The 17,465-nt window shown below is 59.3% G+C and carries 20 protein-coding genes and 1 tRNA gene; 8 read left to right on the top strand and 13 right to left on the bottom strand.

Annotated elements, in window-relative coordinates:
- Window positions 1-8: 8 nt before the first annotated feature.
- Both pth and DD236_RS02425 read right to left on the bottom strand, forming a co-directional pair.
- A complete protein-coding gene (gene pth / locus DD236_RS02430; RefSeq protein WP_109092771.1) occupies window positions 9-575 on the bottom strand; it encodes an aminoacyl-tRNA hydrolase in 567 nt (188 codons plus the stop codon).
- 60 nt (window positions 576-635) lie between these two features.
- The gene (locus tag DD236_RS02425; protein WP_109092770.1) at window positions 636-1,265 is read right to left on the bottom strand and encodes a 50S ribosomal protein L25/general stress protein Ctc; all 630 of its coding nucleotides are present in this window, start codon (window positions 1,263-1,265) and stop codon (window positions 636-638) included.
- Between the two features lie 429 nt (window positions 1,266-1,694).
- Between DD236_RS02425 and DD236_RS02420 the strand changes: the two genes are divergently transcribed.
- On the top strand, window positions 1,695-2,321 hold the full coding sequence (locus tag DD236_RS02420) for a GNAT family N-acetyltransferase (RefSeq protein WP_109092769.1): 627 nt from the start codon (window positions 1,695-1,697) through the stop codon (window positions 2,319-2,321).
- Here DD236_RS02420 and DD236_RS02415 read toward each other — a convergent pair.
- Window positions 2,318-2,677 (bottom strand): type II toxin-antitoxin system PemK/MazF family toxin, encoded by a 360-nt coding sequence (locus DD236_RS02415; RefSeq protein WP_109092768.1) that lies wholly within the window; start codon window positions 2,675-2,677, stop codon window positions 2,318-2,320. The two genes, DD236_RS02420 and DD236_RS02415, sit on opposite strands and share 4 nt — an antisense overlap.
- Window positions 2,670-2,900 (bottom strand): ribbon-helix-helix domain-containing protein, encoded by a 231-nt coding sequence (locus DD236_RS02410; protein ID WP_109092767.1) that lies wholly within the window; start codon window positions 2,898-2,900, stop codon window positions 2,670-2,672. Before DD236_RS02410 ends, DD236_RS02415 begins: the two co-directional genes overlap by 8 nt.
- Window positions 2,901-3,018: 118 nt before the next feature.
- On the opposite strand from DD236_RS02410, the gene DD236_RS02405 reads away from it, so the two are divergent.
- Complete coding sequence (locus DD236_RS02405) at window positions 3,019-3,621, top strand: TetR/AcrR family transcriptional regulator (RefSeq protein ID WP_109092766.1); 603 nt, start codon at window positions 3,019-3,021, stop codon at window positions 3,619-3,621.
- 62 nt (window positions 3,622-3,683) lie between these two features.
- Window positions 3,684-4,688 carry a type I glyceraldehyde-3-phosphate dehydrogenase gene (gene gap, locus DD236_RS02400; RefSeq protein ID WP_109092765.1) on the top strand — a complete coding sequence of 335 codons (1,005 nt, stop codon included), beginning with the start codon at window positions 3,684-3,686 and terminating at the stop codon, window positions 4,686-4,688.
- A gap of 72 nt (window positions 4,689-4,760) precedes the next feature.
- On the opposite strand, the gene DD236_RS02395 is transcribed toward gap, so the two are convergent.
- The 6 genes from DD236_RS02395 to DD236_RS02370 form a co-directional block, all read right to left on the bottom strand.
- Entirely contained in the window at window positions 4,761-4,994 is a 234-nt protein-coding gene (locus DD236_RS02395; protein WP_109092764.1) for a hypothetical protein, read from the bottom strand.
- Window positions 4,994-5,572: a hypothetical protein gene (locus DD236_RS02390; protein ID WP_109092763.1), complete on the bottom strand. Its 579-nt coding sequence runs from the start codon at window positions 5,570-5,572 to the stop codon at window positions 4,994-4,996. The genes DD236_RS02395 and DD236_RS02390 overlap by 1 nt, the downstream gene beginning before the upstream one ends.
- A gap of 135 nt (window positions 5,573-5,707) precedes the next feature.
- Window positions 5,708-5,935 (bottom strand): hypothetical protein, encoded by a 228-nt coding sequence (locus DD236_RS02385; protein WP_109092762.1) that lies wholly within the window; start codon window positions 5,933-5,935, stop codon window positions 5,708-5,710.
- Between the two features lie 181 nt (window positions 5,936-6,116).
- Complete coding sequence (locus tag DD236_RS02380; RefSeq protein ID WP_109092761.1) at window positions 6,117-7,100, bottom strand: ribose-phosphate diphosphokinase; 984 nt, start codon at window positions 7,098-7,100, stop codon at window positions 6,117-6,119.
- 22 nt (window positions 7,101-7,122) lie between these two features.
- On the bottom strand, window positions 7,123-8,136 hold the full coding sequence (locus tag DD236_RS02375) for an NTP transferase domain-containing protein (RefSeq protein ID WP_279322586.1): 1,014 nt from the start codon (window positions 8,134-8,136) through the stop codon (window positions 7,123-7,125).
- Window positions 8,137-8,179: 43 nt separating this feature from the next.
- Window positions 8,180-8,250, bottom strand: a tRNA-Gln gene (locus DD236_RS02370).
- A 91-nt stretch (window positions 8,251-8,341) separates the two neighbouring features.
- Here DD236_RS02370 and DD236_RS02365 point away from each other — a divergent pair.
- Genes DD236_RS02365 through DD236_RS02355 form a run of 3 tightly spaced genes read left to right on the top strand, consistent with a single transcriptional unit; the run spans window position 8,342 to window position 11,238 of the window.
- Entirely contained in the window at window positions 8,342-8,992 is a 651-nt protein-coding gene (locus DD236_RS02365) for a TetR/AcrR family transcriptional regulator (RefSeq protein WP_243409879.1), read from the top strand.
- Between the two features lie 54 nt (window positions 8,993-9,046).
- On the top strand, window positions 9,047-10,039 hold the full coding sequence (locus tag DD236_RS02360; RefSeq protein ID WP_109092759.1) for an ABC transporter ATP-binding protein: 993 nt from the start codon (window positions 9,047-9,049) through the stop codon (window positions 10,037-10,039).
- Window positions 10,040-10,041: 2 nt separating this feature from the next.
- Window positions 10,042-11,238, top strand: coding sequence for an ABC transporter permease (locus DD236_RS02355; protein ID WP_165819802.1), 1,197 nt, complete (start codon window positions 10,042-10,044; stop codon window positions 11,236-11,238).
- 2 nt (window positions 11,239-11,240) lie between these two features.
- Here DD236_RS02355 and DD236_RS02350 read toward each other — a convergent pair whose 3' ends face one another.
- On the bottom strand, window positions 11,241-11,747 hold the full coding sequence (locus DD236_RS02350) for a MarR family winged helix-turn-helix transcriptional regulator (protein WP_109092757.1): 507 nt from the start codon (window positions 11,745-11,747) through the stop codon (window positions 11,241-11,243).
- A gap of 76 nt (window positions 11,748-11,823) precedes the next feature.
- On the opposite strand from DD236_RS02350, the gene DD236_RS02345 reads away from it, so the two are divergent.
- Both DD236_RS02345 and DD236_RS02340 read left to right on the top strand, forming a co-directional pair.
- Window positions 11,824-13,092 carry an isochorismate synthase gene (locus DD236_RS02345; protein WP_243409878.1) on the top strand — a complete coding sequence of 423 codons (1,269 nt, stop codon included), beginning with the start codon at window positions 11,824-11,826 and terminating at the stop codon, window positions 13,090-13,092.
- 392 nt (window positions 13,093-13,484) lie between these two features.
- A complete protein-coding gene (locus DD236_RS02340) occupies window positions 13,485-14,783 on the top strand; it encodes an HNH endonuclease (RefSeq protein ID WP_165819801.1) in 1,299 nt (432 codons plus the stop codon).
- Here DD236_RS02340 and menD read toward each other — a convergent pair.
- Both menD and DD236_RS02330 read right to left on the bottom strand, forming a co-directional pair.
- Complete coding sequence (gene menD, locus DD236_RS02335; protein ID WP_109092755.1) at window positions 14,767-16,380, bottom strand: 2-succinyl-5-enolpyruvyl-6-hydroxy-3-cyclohexene-1-carboxylic-acid synthase; 1,614 nt, start codon at window positions 16,378-16,380, stop codon at window positions 14,767-14,769. The genes DD236_RS02340 and menD overlap by 17 nt on opposite strands.
- Window positions 16,377-17,456 carry an o-succinylbenzoate synthase gene (locus tag DD236_RS02330; RefSeq protein ID WP_207785657.1) on the bottom strand — a complete coding sequence of 360 codons (1,080 nt, stop codon included), beginning with the start codon at window positions 17,454-17,456 and terminating at the stop codon, window positions 16,377-16,379. The genes menD and DD236_RS02330 overlap by 4 nt, the downstream gene beginning before the upstream one ends.
- Window positions 17,457-17,465 lie beyond the last annotated feature (9 nt).

The raw sequence follows: 17,465 nt of genomic DNA, 5'->3' as shown, positions 1-17,465 counted from the left end.
TGTTCCTCTCAGAGGGAGTGGAGGCGTGTGGTGGCCTTATCTAGGCCGATGGCAATAACATCCTCTATCGCGTCCGCCCCGCGTTCAAGAAGCGTGGGAAGATCCGCGCGCTCGGCGGAAGAGAAGGGGCGCAGCACGTAATCGGCGGCGTCTTGCCGGCCGGGCGGGCGTCCGATCCCGAGTCGGAGGCGAATGTAGTTCTTGGTTCCCGTAGTGGAGGAGATCGATTTCAGGCCGTTGTGTCCACCTTCGCCGCCACCACGCTTGAGCTTAACGGTGCCGAACGGCAGATCTAGATCGTCATGGATCACAATGAGGTTTTCTGGGGCAACCTTGTAATAGTCGAGCAGTTTCTTCACGGGGCCGCCGGAAGTATTCATGTAGGAATCGCAGGTTGCCAGAATGACCCGCTCCTCGCCCATCCGCGCACCAAGTGCGTGGGTACCCGAGGCACGGTGAGCCTTGAGCGATCCCCCGGCACGTTCGGCCATCACGTCAATGAGCATGTGCCCGGCATTGTGACGAGTTCGGGCGTACTTCTCCCCCGGGTTACCCAGACCAATTACCGCGTACATGTTCTCCTTACAGATGGTTGTGGCGCCCCGAAGGGCGCCACAACCTAACCTTAATCAGCCTTACTCGGCGTCTTCCTTGGCTTCGGCATCCGATGCAGCGGAAGCAGCTTCGGCGGCGGCCTCATCAGCGGCCTCGAGCTCCAGATCAACCTCAGGCGTGGTCACAACAACCACGATGGTATCGGACTCGAGCTCGCACTCAACACCGGCCGGGAAGTCAATGTCCCCAACAGTGATGTGCTCGCCATCGGCGCGGCCCGTGACGTCCACCGTGATGTAATCCGGGATGTCCGTTGCCGGAGCAAGAATGGGCAGAGCCATGTACTCAACCGTATGGATCGTGCCAGGTGCTGGCTCGCCGATGACCTCAACGGGAACCTCAACCTGAACCTTCTCGCCACGCTTCACGCGGAGCAGATCTGCGTGCAGGTAATCGCGGGAAATCGGGTGACGCTGGATATCCTTAACCAAAACCAGCATCTTCTCGCCGTCCAGCTCAACGTCCAGAAGGGCGTTAGCCTGGCCCTTGATCGCAAGGAACAGCTCGTGCGCATCAACGGACATATGCACCGGATCGGTGCCGTGGCCGTAAGCAACCGCAGGAACGCGCCCCGCGCGGCGGAGCTGACGGGATGAACCCTTACCAAAAGAATTACGAGCTTCAGCGATGAGCTTTGTGCGTTCTGCCATCGTGGGTACTCCTTTCATTGTGCGTAACCACCCTTTTGGGCGGCCAATGTTGGCCTCGTGGGCCGTAGGCACAAGAACTACCCACCGCGTCGATAACGGAGCTGAACTCCCTCGCCGAGGCAACCATGCCATTTTAGCCGCGCGAACGGCCCGGTTCCAGTACGAGTTCGCCCCGGAGGTTGGGGACTTGCTCACAGCCGTTTTTACCGACGACGACGAAACTCACCTCAACAACAACCACACCGTCAGTATCAGCCCACCGAGGACCACCAGAATCCGCATGATTCTTTCGGGGATCACCCGCTGGATGACGGGGCCGAGGTACCCGCCGATAAATGCTCCGATTCCCAGCCGCGAACAAAAGCGCATACTCCCACACGTTTTCACCCTACGGCGGCTCTCGCTGTGCCGGTCACTATAATCCACCGTATGACAGCTGAGTTTGATCGCGATGAAGATGTGTTCATGCTGGAGACCGAGAGGATCCTTCTGCGCGGGTGGCATGAGGACGATCTCCATGATTGGATCACCATGAACGCCGACCCCGCAGTCCGGGAGTACTTCCCCTCCGTCCAGTCGCCGGAAAAGTCCGTTGAACAGGCGCTCGAGTTCCAGGATGAGCTCGTAACCAATGGCTTTGGACTCTGGGCGGCCGAAACAAAGGACGCCGTGGCCTACATTGACGATCGCGGCAAGCCCGCCATCCTACCTCCCGCCACTTTCATAGGCTTCATCGGTTTGCACCCGCTCCCGGCTGAGGTTCCCACAGACATAAGCTATGAAATCGGCTGGCGGCTCACCAAGGAAGTATGGAATCAGGGGCTCGCAACCGAAGGGGCGCGAGCTGCCCGCGATTATGCGTTTGGGATCGAGCGCCTAGGCCACCTTGGCTCCTACACCACCGCGGACAACGCACCCAGCCGTCGCGTGATGGAAAAGATCGGTATGCACCTCGAACGCGAGTTCACGCACCCAACCCTGCCCGACGCCCAGAAGGATTGCGTGCTCTACGCGATGGACCGCCACCAGTGGGAGCTAACGAATCAGGGCGTCTAGCCTCCTATTTTTCTGGGTAACGCAAGGAAGTCCCTCAGCCAGCCGTCCACCTCACGCATGGTGGCTGTATCCACGACGCCGATACTACGGCCAAGCCGATCCCGAGTTATGGTTCGGGGCTGCTCCGTCATGGCAAAGGTGGGCTCCTCAAGACCAACATGCGGACCCCGCAACCGAACGTGGTTAGGCCATCCTCGGTCTACCGTGGTTACGGGTATAACGATCGCTAACGTGTCGGCCTGCTCCAGATACAGCTCGCTGGCAACAACGAGAACCGGACGCCGTCCTGCCTGCTCGCGCCCTCGGACTGGATCCAGCTCGGCCCACACGAGTTCGCCGCGATGGAGGTTACTCATCGGAAGATCCGTCGCCTAACGCCACATCCCAGTCATGGAACTCATCCCAATAGGCCTGATCAGCGCCGCGGATTGCTGCGCCAAAAGCTTCCATCCGCTGACGGCGTACATAATCGTCCAACATTAGCTCGATCAAGCTGGCTGCTGTGGTTCCCCTAGCTTGTGCCTCGCGGTTGATTCTGTCACGGAGCTCAGTCGAAACCTTCACTGTTGTTGAAGTCATCACTCAAGGCTACCACTTGGCATACATAGTAGGCTACCCCTCGTGTGTGCTAGACGGTCCCTAGGCACTCACTATTGAACTCTTGTGTTTTGTACATACTAGTAGTTACACTCTAGACATGAAGACTTCGGGAAATACCTCACGCGAGCGCCTTGTCAACGCGATGGCGCTGCTTCTGTGGGAGAAGGGATATGCGGCAACCAGCCCGCGCGATGTTATGGCTGCTGCGGAGGTAGGTCAGGGCTCCTTCTACCATCATTTTTCAGGCAAGCACGAGCTTGCAGTTGCCGCATTGAGCCAGAACATATCCGAGCTGTTGGATCAGGACGCCGGCACAGTTCGCTCCTCGCCACTCGAAGAATTGAAGGCCCACCTTCTCCGTCCACGTCCCGGACTCAAAGGATGCCGTATAGGCCGCATGACTCAAGATCCCAAAGTACTTGAGGATCCGGAGCTTCTCAGTATGGTCGAAGATGCCTTCCGCGCCACTGAACAGAGTTGGATAAAAATGATCGACGCGGCGATTAAGGCTAAAGAGCTCCCCGAGAGCCTCGATTCGCAGCAGCTCGCCCGCACCCTCACAGCCGTACTTCAAGGCGGATACGTGCTTTCGCGAGCTTACGGCTCTCAGCAGCCGATGGACGATGCCGTGCACGGAATGGCGTCCATGCTTGATTCACTCGCTCAATCCCACCAGGTCGCTGGGAACAGCACCGCCTAATACCCATCGCACGGACCACACGTCCTGCGAACAACTGACCACCGATATATTAAGGAGAAATCATGACCACACGAGTTGGAATTAACGGTTTTGGACGCATCGGCCGCAGCTACCTGCGCGCCGTACTGGCCAGCAATGCAGATATAGATGTAGTTGCGATCAACGACATTACGAATGTAGAAACTCTTGCAAGCCTGCTCGAATGGGATTCCATTTCGGGCCATCTGGACGGCGTTTCCGCTTCCGCCAACGAAATCACGGTTCAGGGCCACACCATCAAAGTTTTCTCTCAGAGGGATCCAGCACAGATCCCATGGGGTGAAGTGGGAGCAGATATTGTTATTGAATCCACGGGTCTCTTCACCAATGCCGATGCCGCCAGCGCACATCTGAAAGGAGGCGCGAAGAAAGTCATCATCTCGGCACCGGCAAAGGGTGATGTACCGGCTATCGTACTGGGCGTGAACACCGATACCATTGACGTGAACAGCTCAGACGTGTTCTCCAACGGCTCGTGCACCACAAATTGCCTTGCTCCTATGGCCAAAGTGCTCAACGATACCTTCGGTATTGAAACCGGATTCATGAACACGGTACACGCCTACACCAGTGACCAGCGCCTTCACGATGCCCCGCACAGCGATCTCCGCAGGGCACGGGCGGCGGCACTTTCCACCATTCCAACGTCATCGGGAGCTGCAAGCACGATCGGGAAGATTATCCCCGAGCTGGCTGGAAAGCTAACAGGCTTCGCGCTGCGAGTGCCGGTCCCGGTTGGTTCAATTACGGACTTTACGGCAGTCCTGAACCGCGAAACAACCACAGAAGAGGTTAATGCGGCATTCCGGGAGGCCGCGGCTTCATCCGAGATGTCCCGTTACCTCGCCTACTCGGAAGCGCCAATTGTTTCTTCGGACATCGTTGGAAATCCGCACTCCGTTATCTTTGACGCTCCCCTCACCCAAGTGATCGGCAACCACGTCAAGGTGCTGGGCTGGTATGACAATGAGTGGGGTTTCTCCAATCGCCTTGTGGAGCTCTCGGAACTAATCAGCCGCAGAATCTGAGCTAATTACTAACAAGGAAAGGGTGGGGCAGTTCATGAACTGCCCCACCCTTGATAAATAGATTAAACAAATCTATTTCGTGTCGTGAGATCGGCTTGTCGGCCTACCTCCCAGATGAGTCCGCGCAACACCAATAAGGAGAAGAGCGATCCCCACAACCGCAAGAATGAGCCCAGCGCGGACCGAACCATTTATCGACTGTGTTACGCCAGAAAGTACCGCATAGGTCAGGCCAGCGGCGAAGACAATTCCCCCTGCCAACGAGAAAAACCCGTGGCCGAAGAGATCGTTGATTCTCTTAAACATTACTTCCCCATTGCCGCGCAGGACTTCTTGAATATTTTGTATCCAACAGGCTTGTAGCCAACTCGAACCTTGACCTCAGCGCATTGATTACCCTTTGGGCCAGTCTTGTCAGAAAGCTTCCACCCGATTGCGCCACCTACTGTACTACAAGAGACACCGCCAATCAGTCCGCCACCAACAAGGGTGCAAAGGCCACCCCCGGCACCGGCCCAACCGACGCTCGTCACAAAATTCCAATCTCTCGGCGTCAAATACAGGTATATATACCAACCGACACCAACACTAAACTGAGGACCTACCACACCTTCTGGAGATTCTACATCTTCTTTCACGAGGGTCCAACTGACACCGTTCGTCTCGCCAGAAATCCCATCGACAAGATCCTCGCTGTCAGAGTCTTTAATCGCTCCAGCAGCTGTCAATGCGATACCAGACTGCTCAAGTTGCGTCATCTCGACCATATCAGTCGAGTTATCATCGGCTGTCGCCGCATTCGCTCCAGAGAAAAGGAGGGCCAGCGTTAAAAGCGCCCCCCTGCTCGTCTTATACCCTTCAACATGTTTTATCCTTATCGCCATTGGTAAGTGTGCTTCAAGTCATACACCAATTGTCCACTATTCGGGAAAACTGGAATATGTCAAGATTAGTATTATTGCCTTGGCCGTGAATCACCATCACCTTAATGCTCCAGCGCAACTCTCAATGCACCATAATCAGCTAGGCAGTGTCAGCTCAGCTGCGTAAGTCTTTTGTTTGCGCCATCCATTTATGCAACGATCTTTGACACTCCCCTCACCCAAGTGATCGGCAACCACGTCAAGGTACTGAGCTAGTATGACAACGAGTGAGGCTTCTCCAACCGCCTTGTGGAGCTCTCGGAACTGATCGGCCGTAGATAATCGTCCAGCAACATAGTTCTCGAAGTCATAGCTTACGCTCATAGTCTCATCCTTGGATACGTGCGTATCCAAGGATGAGTTTCCCGTAACCGATGAAAAGATCTAATCTGCGTCTCGAGATCAGCCAGTCGATACCCCGCCACGATGAGTTCTCGCAATAGCAATCAGCGGAGGGATCAGACCCACACGACTACGCGGCGGAGGAGTGTCGGAAAGCTCGGCTCTAGCCAGCATCCCCGTCGAAGATCTTCGCTACGGAATCGTCCTCGAACACGGCGTCGATGGCCTTGGCCAAGACGGGCGCGATGGGGAGGATGGTGAGTTCGGGGAAGCGCTTGGATTCTTCGATGGGCAGCGTGTCAGCGACAACCAGCTCGCGCAGCCCGGATGCGTGCAGCCGCTCAACGGCGGGATCGGACAGAACGCCGTGGGTTGCCGCAACGATCACGTCCTTGGCGCCGGCCTCAAGCACAACCCGCACGGCGCCGCAGATGGTCCCGGCGGTATCGATGAGATCGTCCACAATCACCGCGGTACGCCCGGCAACGTCGCCAACCACGCGGTTGGAGGTTGCCTGATTCGGGCGGGTGATGTCGCGGGTCTTGTGGACGAAGGCTAGAGGAACGCCGCCGAGGCGATTGCCCCACTGCTCGGCCACCTTGATGCGGCCGGCGTCCGGTGAGACCACCACGGTGTTGTCCGGGTCAACCTTCGTGCGCACGTATTCCACCAGCGTGGGCATGGCCCACAAGTGATCCACGGGGCCATCGAAGAAGCCCTGCGCCTGAGCGGCGTGCAGATCAACGCTCATGATGCGATCGGCGCCCGCGGTCTTGAACAGATCGGCCACGAGGCGCGCAGAAATCGGCTCACGCCCTTGGTGCTTCTTATCCTGACGCGCGTATGGGTAGTAGGGGGCAACGGCGGTGATGCGCTTGGCGGAGGCCCGCTTGGCGGCATCGATCATGATCAGTTGCTCCATGAGCCACTTGTTGATTGGCGCCGGATGCGACTGGAGGATGAACACGTCCGCGCCGCGGATGGATTCCTCAAACCGCACGTAGATCTCCGAGTTCGCGAAATCATAGGCGGAAACGGGCAGCAGATCGATGCCTAGCTCGGATGCCACCTGCTCTGCGAGTTCAGGATGGGCGCGCCCACTTACCAGCTTAAGTCGCTTATCGTTGGATACTTGCATCCCGGTCATGGAAGCTCCCTACTTCTACCTTCTACCGCGTCGCGATCGAATAAGGCGGGAGAGTACTTCCCGCTGGAACATGTGCCCCGGTTGCCACCACATGGCTGGCAACCGCTCCTTCTTCTACCGTTGTATCAGTCAATTCCCCCGGACCCACAATCGCACCAGATGCTAGACGCGTGTGGCCGTGTAGCGCAGTTCCGGGAAGTATCTTGCAATCGGGCTCAATCTCCACATCCACATCGATGTAGGTTGTGGCCGGATCGATAACGCTCACGCCGCTCACCATCCAGTCATGGACGATGCGCCGGTTCATTTCGCCGCGAAGAGTTGCCAGCTGCGCCAGATCGTTGCAACCCTCTACCAGCCACGAATCCTCCAGCACCAGATCTCCGACGCCGGCACCCGAGGCCGAGGCGAGCTCTACGATGTCCGTCAGGTACATCTCCCCTTGCGCGTTGGCTGCGCCAAGCTTCCCCAAATTCTCCCGGAGGAAGGCCGCATCGAAGGCGTAGGTGGACGTGTTAATTTCGCGAATCTCGCGCTGGGCATCGCTGGCGTCCGCGTGCTCTACCACGCCGCAGATCGCCCCGGCCTCATCCCTCAAAATGCGCCCGTAGCCGGTAGCGTCCGGGACGTTCGTGGTGAGCACGGTGACCGCATTCTCGCCAAGATTGTCCACTAGGCCGGCCAGAGTCTCCGTGTTCAACAGCGGCGTATCGCCCGCCATCACAACGATCGGCCCCTCGAGATCCGCGGGAAGCGCCTCCAGCCCACACCAGACGGCACGCCCGGTTCCCTTGATTTCGTCCTGATCGGCGATGATAAGCCCGTCATCTACTTCTAGGGCGTGCGCAGCTACGCGGTCCCTTTGATGTCTAACCACAACGGAAACGTGCTCCGGATTTAACCCCCGAGCAGCGTGGATCGCATGGCCTAGCAGGCTGCGTCCACACATTTCATGAAGCACTTTAGGGGTTGCTGACTTCATCCGGGTACCGGCGCCAGCGGCTAAGACGATCACTGCGGCTGGGCTATGCGCCACGGTAGACCCCTCTCTCTCCTGAGATTATCCCACCGAGATCCAGCTCCGCCTCCAGGACTCGAACCTGGACTAAAGGTTCCAAAGACCTCTGTGCTGCCATTACACCAAGGCGGATTGCGAACGGAACGATTCTAACGGGCGAACGGTCCCCTGCATAATCTTCGCTCAACGTGTGGGCGGTCCCACCTCCTGTCATAATGGCTTTATGAATACATCATCAGGCGAAGTATCCCCTAAGCGAGTGAGGATGTCGCGTGCTCAGCGCCGCGAGCAACTCATTGGTATTGCACGCGAGCTTTTCGGTGCGCGAGGATATGACGCGGTTTCAATCGAGGAGATTGCATCGGCCGCCGAGGTATCCAAGCCCGTGGTGTATGAACACTTTGGGGGCAAGGAGGGCCTCTATCAGGTGATCGTTGATCGCGAGGTCACCCAGCTCTCCGAGATGCTCTCCAGCCAGATGCGGCCGGGCCTGCACCCGCGGGACATGCTGGAGCGCATCGTCCTGTCCCTCCTCGATTACATCGAATCCAACGCGGACGGATTCCGCCTGCTGTCCCACCAGTCCCCCACGGCCGTATCGGGTGGCACTTTCACCACGGTGATCGCGGACGTGGCCGAGCAAGTGACGGATCTTCTGGCACCCGTATTGGAGGAACAGGGCCTCAATCCCAAGACCGCCCCGATCTACGGCCAGCTGCTGGCCGGCGCCATCGGCCGCATCGGCCAGTGGTGGGTGGATGTGCGCGAACCCTCCAAGGAGGAAACCGCCGCGCACGTTGTGAACCTCCTCTGGTTGGGCCTTCGCTCGATGGAGAGAGATCCGAAGCTGACGGCGCGTCCGTCGTCGTTATAAAAAAACCGTTTCTATAATTTCTGGTAGGTTGTGAGCCCAACAGGTAGGGGACCTATGCTGGAAATAGACCAACTAAACAAGACTTTTGGAAGCCTTAAAGCCCTCGATAACCTGAGCTTCCACGTGAATCCGGGAGAGATCTTTGGATTCGTGGGATCGAACGGGGCCGGAAAAACCACGGCGATGCGCATCATGATGGGCGTCATGGCCGCCGATTCCGGGACTGTAGCGTGGAACGGGGCAGATCTGGATTTCGCTGCACGGCGGCGGATCGGCTACATGCCGTCAGAGCGCGGCCTATACCCGCGGATGCAGGTTGGCCCGCAACTTGAGTATCTCGCGAGGCTGCATGGGCTGAACAAGGCTCAGGCGCACAGCAACACGGAGGAATGGACCGAACGGCTCGGCATCGCGTGGCGGCGTGATGACAACGTTCAGAAACTCTCGCTCGGTAACCAACAGCGCGTTCAGTTGGCCGCGGCGCTGGTACACGATCCCGAGCTCCTTATTTTGGACGAGCCTTTCTCTGGGCTGGATCCCACGGCTGTGGAGGTCATGAGCAAGGTTCTTCAGGAAAAGGCCGCCACCGGCGCGCCGGTGATTTTCTCCTCGCATCAGTTGGATCTGGTGGAGCGGCTGAGCGATCGCGTGGGCATTATTTCGATGGGCACGATGGTGGCCGAAGGCACCGTGGACGAACTGCGCGCCACGGGCACCGAGCAGCTGGCAGTGGCCGCCGGGGCATCGCGTGATGCCATTCAGGGGGTGCTTGCCCCGTTCGGCATCGTCCCGGCAGACGATCCGCTGGCCGGTACGTCCGAGGCCCCAGACCGCGAGGGCACTAACCGTTTTGTGTTTGCTCCGCGGGCTGACGTGGACGATCAGGACGTTCTGCGGGCACTCATGGAGATTGGCCCGGTGCACGAGTTCGCACCGCGCCGCCCGCACCTGTCCGAACTCTTCAACAACGTGGTGGTAACGCCCGAGGATCAGCCTGAGGAGAAGCCCGCTAAACGCGGATGGTTCTCGCGGAAGAAGGGAGCGTAACGATGCTTGGACTTGTTATTAAGCGCGAGTTCACGACGCTGCTCGGCTCCAAGGCCATGCGAATCTCCACGGCCGTGTTGGTAGCCCTGTTTTTGATCGCCGGAATTGTTGGGCGTTTCCTTTTGAACGACGACGATTCCTCCGCCCCCGAAACCAACACCGTGACGGTCGGAATCACTGAGGAGGCCAGCCCGCTGGCTCCGTTCCTTTCGGAGAGCGGGGTGGAGACCGAGGATATTGGCGATATCGATCCGAAGGCTGCCTACAACGACGATTCAAATGATTTCGAGGCCGTTATTTCAGGCGACCCTGCCCAGCCGGTTATCTCAGCCGGCGATACGGGTGGAGAGATCGAGCGGCTGGTCATTATTGCCTCGGCCAAGTATCTGGCGGATCAGGACGGGGTGCTGACACCCGAATTGTCATCCGCACTAACGTCGCTCCTGAGTATTCACACGGTTGACGTCTCCGAGAATGCCATCGCTGAGAATCCCATCGGATACGCGGTGGGCATGGCGGCCATCATGATCCTCATGTTGATCACGATCATGGGAGTATCCGTGCTTTCCGCTGGCGTGGTTGAGGAGAAATCCAGCCGGGTGGTAGAGATCCTGCTGACCACCGTGAAGCCACGAACATTATTGCTCGGCAAGATTCTCGGTATCGGCTCGGGAATGCTCGTCATATTCTTGGTCTATTTGGCGGGCCTTCTGGGAGGGCTCGGGCTTGCCGGGCTGCTCAGCAATATCGGAGATGTGTTTGACGCCTTCGGTGTTCTTGGCATCTGGGGATACATCCCGATGGTGCTCGTGTGGATCATTCTGGGGTACTTCACCTTCGCCTCGATCACCGGCGGGTTGTCCGCCACGGTATCGCGGCAGGAGGATCTGGGGGCCGTCCAGACTCCCATTATCTTCCTTCAGCTCATTCCGCTATATGTGGCCATGTACCTGGTTCCAGCTCAGCCGGATGCGACGGTCACCGAGGTGTTGTCCTATATCCCGGTGCTAGCTCCATACCTCATGCCGATGCGGGCAGCCGTGGGCGGAGTTGCCGCGTGGGAGCAGGGGTTGGCAATCGGGCTCACACTCATCACGATCCCACTCTTGGGGGCGCTTGCTGGAAAGATCTACGAGCGGTCCATCCTTCACGTAGGCGAACGCATGAAGATCTCAACGATCTTCAAGAAGGCCGCGTAGGCCTAGCGTTCGAAGTGAGCAAGGAGCTGGCGGAGCAAAACCGCCAGCTCCTTTTGCTCTGCGATCGGCATATCCTCTAGCTCGTGCTGTTCCGCGGTCAGCAGATCCTCCATCGCTGCATCCACCACGCGCACGCCGGCTTCGGTGGCTTGGACGTGAACAACCCGACGATCTTTAGGATCCGGATGGCGCTCGGCGTATCCGTGAGCCACCATTCGATCGATCCTGTTGGTGACGGTCCCAGAAGATACGAGGGTTTCTTGGACCAGCCGGCCAGCGGTGAGCCGATACGGCTTTCCTTGGCGCCTCAGAGCCGCCAGCATCTCGAATTCCCAAGACTCGATGCCGTGCTTCGCGAACGTCTGACGCCGCATCTTATCGATGTGGCGATCAAGGCGAAGCAGGCGGGAAAACACCGAAAGCGGCTCGGGGTTGAAATCCGTACGCTCGCGGCCCCACGCCGCGACGATGCCATCAACCTCATCGCGGAGTTCCTCGGAATTATGCATGCCCCAAGATTACTTGATGTGAAGATATTTTTTTCTGGTTACTATATGTGAGCAGCCAATCAAGGAGTCCGGGCCATTGTCCATACATCGGGAAAGTTTCCCTTCGCTTATCGTTGACGTTCAGCCGTTCGGCGGTGCGCCGTCGAATCTCCTTGATCTCGCGCCTTCTAGCTCCGGACTCTTGGCTTGGCTTGGCTCGGATATTGAGATCGTAGGATGGGGCGAGGCTGCGCGTATCGATGCCGATGGAGAACACGCCATGCGGGAGGCCTCGCGGCAGTGGGCGGCGGGGGCTGCACAAGCCAGCGTCACTAATAATTCTGGCTACGAGTGGGCCAATAGCGCGCCGTTCGCCATCGCCTCCTTCGGGTTCGCCGAACAGACCCCAGGATTCGTTGCCGTGCCGGAGATTGCGGTTGTGCGCCGGGGCCGCGAAACCGTGAAGGTGAAGGTTCGTCGCGAGGGTTCGCATTCGTCGTCGCCAAAAACTCCCGAACCACTTACGCGGCCGGCCAATCTGCACACGGCGCCGGGGCGGATGACACAGGGACGATGGCGCGCATCTCTGGATGAACTACTTCGGGCCCTGCGGGCTGGGGCCGCGTCTAAAGTGGTGCTGTCGCGCGACATTCTGGTCACGTCAGAATCGCAGATCGACGAACGCCTCCTCGCGTCGAACCTGCACGATCGCTATCCATCCACGTGGGTTTTCGCCGCAGGTGGGCTCATTGGCGCTACTCCCGAAATGCTGGCCAGTGTGCAGAACGGCACCGTGCGCTCCCGCGTTCTGGCCGGCACCGCCTCACCTGGAGCCGGGCGCGAACTCCTAGAGTCCGTGAAGAACCGGAACGAACACCACTTCGCGGTCGAGTCCGTTGCCCGCGCTCTCGCACCGCTTGCCGAGGAGCTTTACGTCCCCGCCGATCCCTTCCTCCTCGAACTACCCAACGTGGTCCATCTGGCCACGGACGTCACCGCGCAGATCTCCGGAGCCAGTGCCCTCGACATCGCGGGCGCGCTCCACCCCACGGCCGCCGTGTGTGGAACCCCCACCGCCCTCGCCTTCGATCTGCTCAGGCGCCTCGAAGGCACCGAACGCGGGCGTTACTCCGGGCCCGTCGGCTGGATTGACCGCACCGGCTCCGGCGAATTTGGGATCGCGTTGCGCTGCGGCCAGCTCGAACAGGACCGCCGCGCCATCCGCCTCTTCGCAGGAGGCGGCATCATGCCCGATTCCATCCCCAGCGTGGAACTAGCCGAAACCAGCGCCAAAATGCGGCCCATGCTCGAGGCGCTTGGGGTCGAGGACTCGCGCGCTGCCGATCTTTCTGGGGCCGAGCTTTAGCTATTTCTTAGGGCTGCTTTTGGTGGTGTTCTACCGTTTTATAACGACGACGGTTTCTTATCTCCCAATCATCTTTAATAACGTTTGGGTGTGTTTAGGTGTTGTGTTTCGAATGGTCGTTCGGTAAACTAGGGGTAGAACAATCATTCGGACATGTGACGGTTTCTTGGTAGGTACGAGGGGGTGGGTGTGGTGACAGCGGTTGAGGATACGGCCTGTGAATCGGATGCGTGGGTCCCTGAAGCGTGGGCCGAGCACCACCCCGCACCGCCCTCCGAAGAAGATTACGCAGCACACGATATCGACTGGGTAGGCGAATCAGCCGCCGTGCTCACCACGACTGTTTCCCAAGACGCCGACGGGGCCGTGCGGGTCCTGCAGATCGTCCGGATTTGCTGCGCGGGCAGCTGGTTGGCGGTAGCGAGGCGGCCTGTATTGATCAGATCCGCCTCCTGGAGGACATTAAAAGCGCCGCCGCCGCAGCACAGGTGGTGGCGACCGAGGAGTTTCGCCATCGTCGTGACCAGGCCGAGGCAGATGCTGGTATCAAGCTGGAACAGCGAGCCCGAGGCATCGGCAGCGAGATCGGACTGGCCCGAAAGGTTTCACCCCAGCAAGGATCCGCAGCGGTACGCACCGCCCACACTCTCACCACCGACATGCCCCACGCGTTAGCTGCCCTTTCGGACGGGCGACTGTCGGAGTACACGGTGGGGCTGGTGGTCAAAGAAACCAGTCACCTGGACCCGGCAGGCAAAACCGCGATCGATCGGCATATGGCACCCCGCTACGGAAAGACCGGTTCCCGCCGTCTGGCCGGTGAGGTCCGGGCCCTAGCCCAGCAGGCCGACCCAGTGGCTTATATGAAAGCCCACGCCCTGGCTAAGTCTGCTCGGGCGGTGAGCATACGTCCGGCACCGTCGGGGATGGCCTACCTGACCGCCCTACTACCGTTAGGGCAGGCTTTTGCTTGTAAGAAAGCCCTCCACGAGGCGGCCACCGCCATGGCCTTCAGCAACGAGACCGTGCAGGCTGGCCCGGCCCAGCTCGAAGCCGACCTGCTCGTCCAACGCCTGACGGGGCAAGCCCATGCCGAGGCAGTCAACATCGAAGTCCAGTTGGTCATGACCGACGAAACATTGCTCGGCACCACCAGCACAGTTCAGACTCCGGGGCATACTGTTTCCGTCTCTCCGGTCATTGATAATACGGGCCGGCACGCCGAGGATGTGTTTACTGCCGCGTGGATGCCCGGCTATGGTCCCATCCCTGCAGCACTCGCGCGGGACATGCTTGACCCGGTCCATGATCACCAGAGCCCAGCCAGGGTGTTTCTCCGGCGAGTGTTGACCGACCCGGTCACCGGAGACATCACAAAAATCGACACCCGGAAACGCGAATTCACCGGCGCACTACGTCGGGCGTTGGTTCTGCGTGATCAGCAGTGCCGGACCCCGTGGTGTAACGCACCCATCGCCCATTTAGACCACGCCCACCCGTTCGCCAAAGGCGGCCACACAAGCGCTGGCAACGGGACCGGGCTCTGCGCCCGCTGTAACTACACCAAAGAAAACCCCGGCTGGCACCACACCCCAACCAACACCAGCACCCGAAACATCACCACACCCACAGGCCACACCTACAACTCAACCCCGCCCCCAATAACGCCAAGTCTCAACAGGCGCGTATAAAAGCAATCTCGGCAGCGGGCCATGGAATCTTCACATGCAATACCGAGCGGCCTCGCACGGGCGCGGTTAATTCACGCTCAAGATCCTCAAGTGACTCGACTGAACGGGCCCGCCATCCGGCAGCCTCGGCCGCTGCGCACACATCTAGTTGAGGCTTCGCCGCAAAGAAACGTTCATAGAGTTCCGGCGAGGCGTTGCCATGTTCTAGGGAAGCAAAGATGGAGCCGCCGCCGTCGTCGAGCACAATGACTTGGATGTCTGGTTCTTGCCCTTCGGCTTCTACCTTTTCGGGACGTTGTGCCAGCGATGTCAGATCATAGGCAAACGTCATATCGCCCATGACTGCACGCACTGGCGTTCTGGCGGCCATGGCAAAGCCAAGCGCCGAGGCAATGGTGCCATCGATACCGGCGAGCCCCCGGTTGGCAAACACGCCTGAACGGCCGGGCGCATTGGCCACCAGATCGAAGCCACGGATCGTATTGGAGGCACCCAACCACAATTGCGAATCGCCTTCAGCATGCCAGACGGCATGGCACGCTGACAGAAGTGAGAGGCCAGAAAGATCCAATTTGGACTCGACGAGTGCAGCGGCGCTGCGCCATGCATTGAGCCACTCGTCGGAATAGCCATGTGGGGAGTCGGACAAGCCCTCAACCACTATTTCTGCAGTGCCAGCTACGTCAGTCCACTCGCGGTGCGAGGCCACTACGATCTTGCGGACATCTTGTCGGCCTAATAATGCGGCGATCGGGCGGGACAGAGTGGGCCTACCAGTCACAATGATCTGCTCGATCTGATCGCCTAAATGGCCCACAACCTGCTGCTCGTAGGGAATCCACGCCTCGCAGTCAGTGGCCCCAGAAGTCGGTTCGGCAAGAACGGGGATCGCGCGAGCGTTGGCCATGGCGGCAATCGCAGGTTCTGCGCCGTCGCCAGCAACCACGACGGTGCGAAGGTCCTCATTTACTACCCAGCTCCATGCCGGGAAAACCCTCTCGGCTGGTACGGTCTTCGTGTGTTTGTCCGTGAATCTGAAGGTGGCATCATCGGGGACCAGTGGATCCCTAAAACCCACATTGAGATGAGCCGGGCCCGCTTGGCCCATGAACCCGCGGGCGGCACCTATCAGACGGCTTACTCGGCTGCGGATGCTCTTGGCTTGCGCTTCCGATGGGGAGTCGATGGCAGGAAGAGATTCCTGCGCAACAACGCTGGTCCCATAGATTCCTTCTTGGTGAGTGGTTTGCGAAGCACCCACCCTCCTCATCTCGTGAGGGCGGTCCGCGGTAATGGCAATAACCGGTAGGCCCTGGAAGTACGCCTCCTCGAGCGCGGGATGAAGCTCGGCGGCTGCGGTGCCCGAGGTAGTGACAACGGCGACCGTCTCTCCAGCCTTCGCCGCCCCCACCGCCCAAAAACCTGCACCGCGCTCCTCGCTGAAGACGGCAACTTCGATAAGCCCTTGGCGCTCGGCCGCCTCCAGCGTGTATGCAAAGGGCGCGTCCCGCGATCCGGGACAATACGCCACGTGCTGCACGCCAGCAGAGATGAGGCCTGCGACAATCTCAGTCGCAAGGGAGATCGAACCTCTCACGCCAGGTTCTCAATCATCGATTCCACACGTTCGATCCAACCACTATCGCGAAGTTCTTTCCGCGCCTCCGAATCAACATCAGACTCGCGCAGCGCATCTGACTGAAGGATGGCACGTGCGCTATCCAGCGCCAAGACTCCCTGCGAGGACCGCAGCGGTTCATCCACAACGTCAGCGCCGAGGAGCGTTCCTGTGTCCAAACCGCATGCGTAGGGAAGATCAGGCAGCGAGGCAGCGAGGACCACCCCGGCGGACAACCCGATCGACGTATCAAGTGCCGAAGACACGACCACCGGGATCTCCAATCTCTGGGCAAGCTCCAGTGCCATGCGCACTCCCCCAAGGGGTGCAACCTTAATGACCGCGAGATCTGCGGCCTCGGCTTGGACCACTCGGAAAGGATCATCGGAGCGGCGAATAGATTCGTCCGCAGCGATCGGCACATCAACCTGCCTGCGTACCCACGCAAGATCGTCAACGCTCTGGCACGGCTGCTCCGCGTATTCTAGGCCACCAACGGCCCCGGCCGCTTGATTCAGCCGGGTGATCGCAGCGACGGCCTGGTCCCGGTCCCACGCCCCGTTGGCGTCGATTCGGACCCTCGCAGCGTCGCCGTGTTCGGCCGCGAGCGCGTCTGCGACTGAACGCACGCGAGCTTCGTCGCTCTCAAGCGAAGAATTCTGATCGGCCACCTTGACTTTTGCAGTGCGGCAACGTGATGAGGATGCACGGGAAGCCGCAGCCTCGGGATCGATCACTGGAATCGTGACGTTCACAGGGATCTCGGCTCGCACAGCAGGAATGTTGAGTCCGCTGGTGGCGGCGTCGGCGGCGCTGCGCAGCCACAGGCATGCCTCGTCTGGACCGTACTCCTCGAATGGGGCGCATTCGCCCCAACCGCCCTGGCCATGCAGGAGAATGCCGCGCCGCCTCGTCACCCCGCGAAACCGGGTGACCATAGGAACGTCGAAAAGAACAGTGTCATCAATCTTCTGGTTGGCTAGCCATCTCTGCACGCTGCGAGACCAGCGTTCCGGCGCAACCGTGTACAAAATCGGCTCTGGGGTTGTAGTCACACAGCCAGT

It is taken from the genome of Ancrocorticia populi, assembly GCF_003123745.1.
Taxonomy (GTDB): Bacteria; Actinomycetota; Actinomycetes; order Actinomycetales; family Actinomycetaceae; genus Ancrocorticia; species Ancrocorticia populi.
This window is presented reverse-complemented; position numbering and strand designations above follow the sequence as displayed.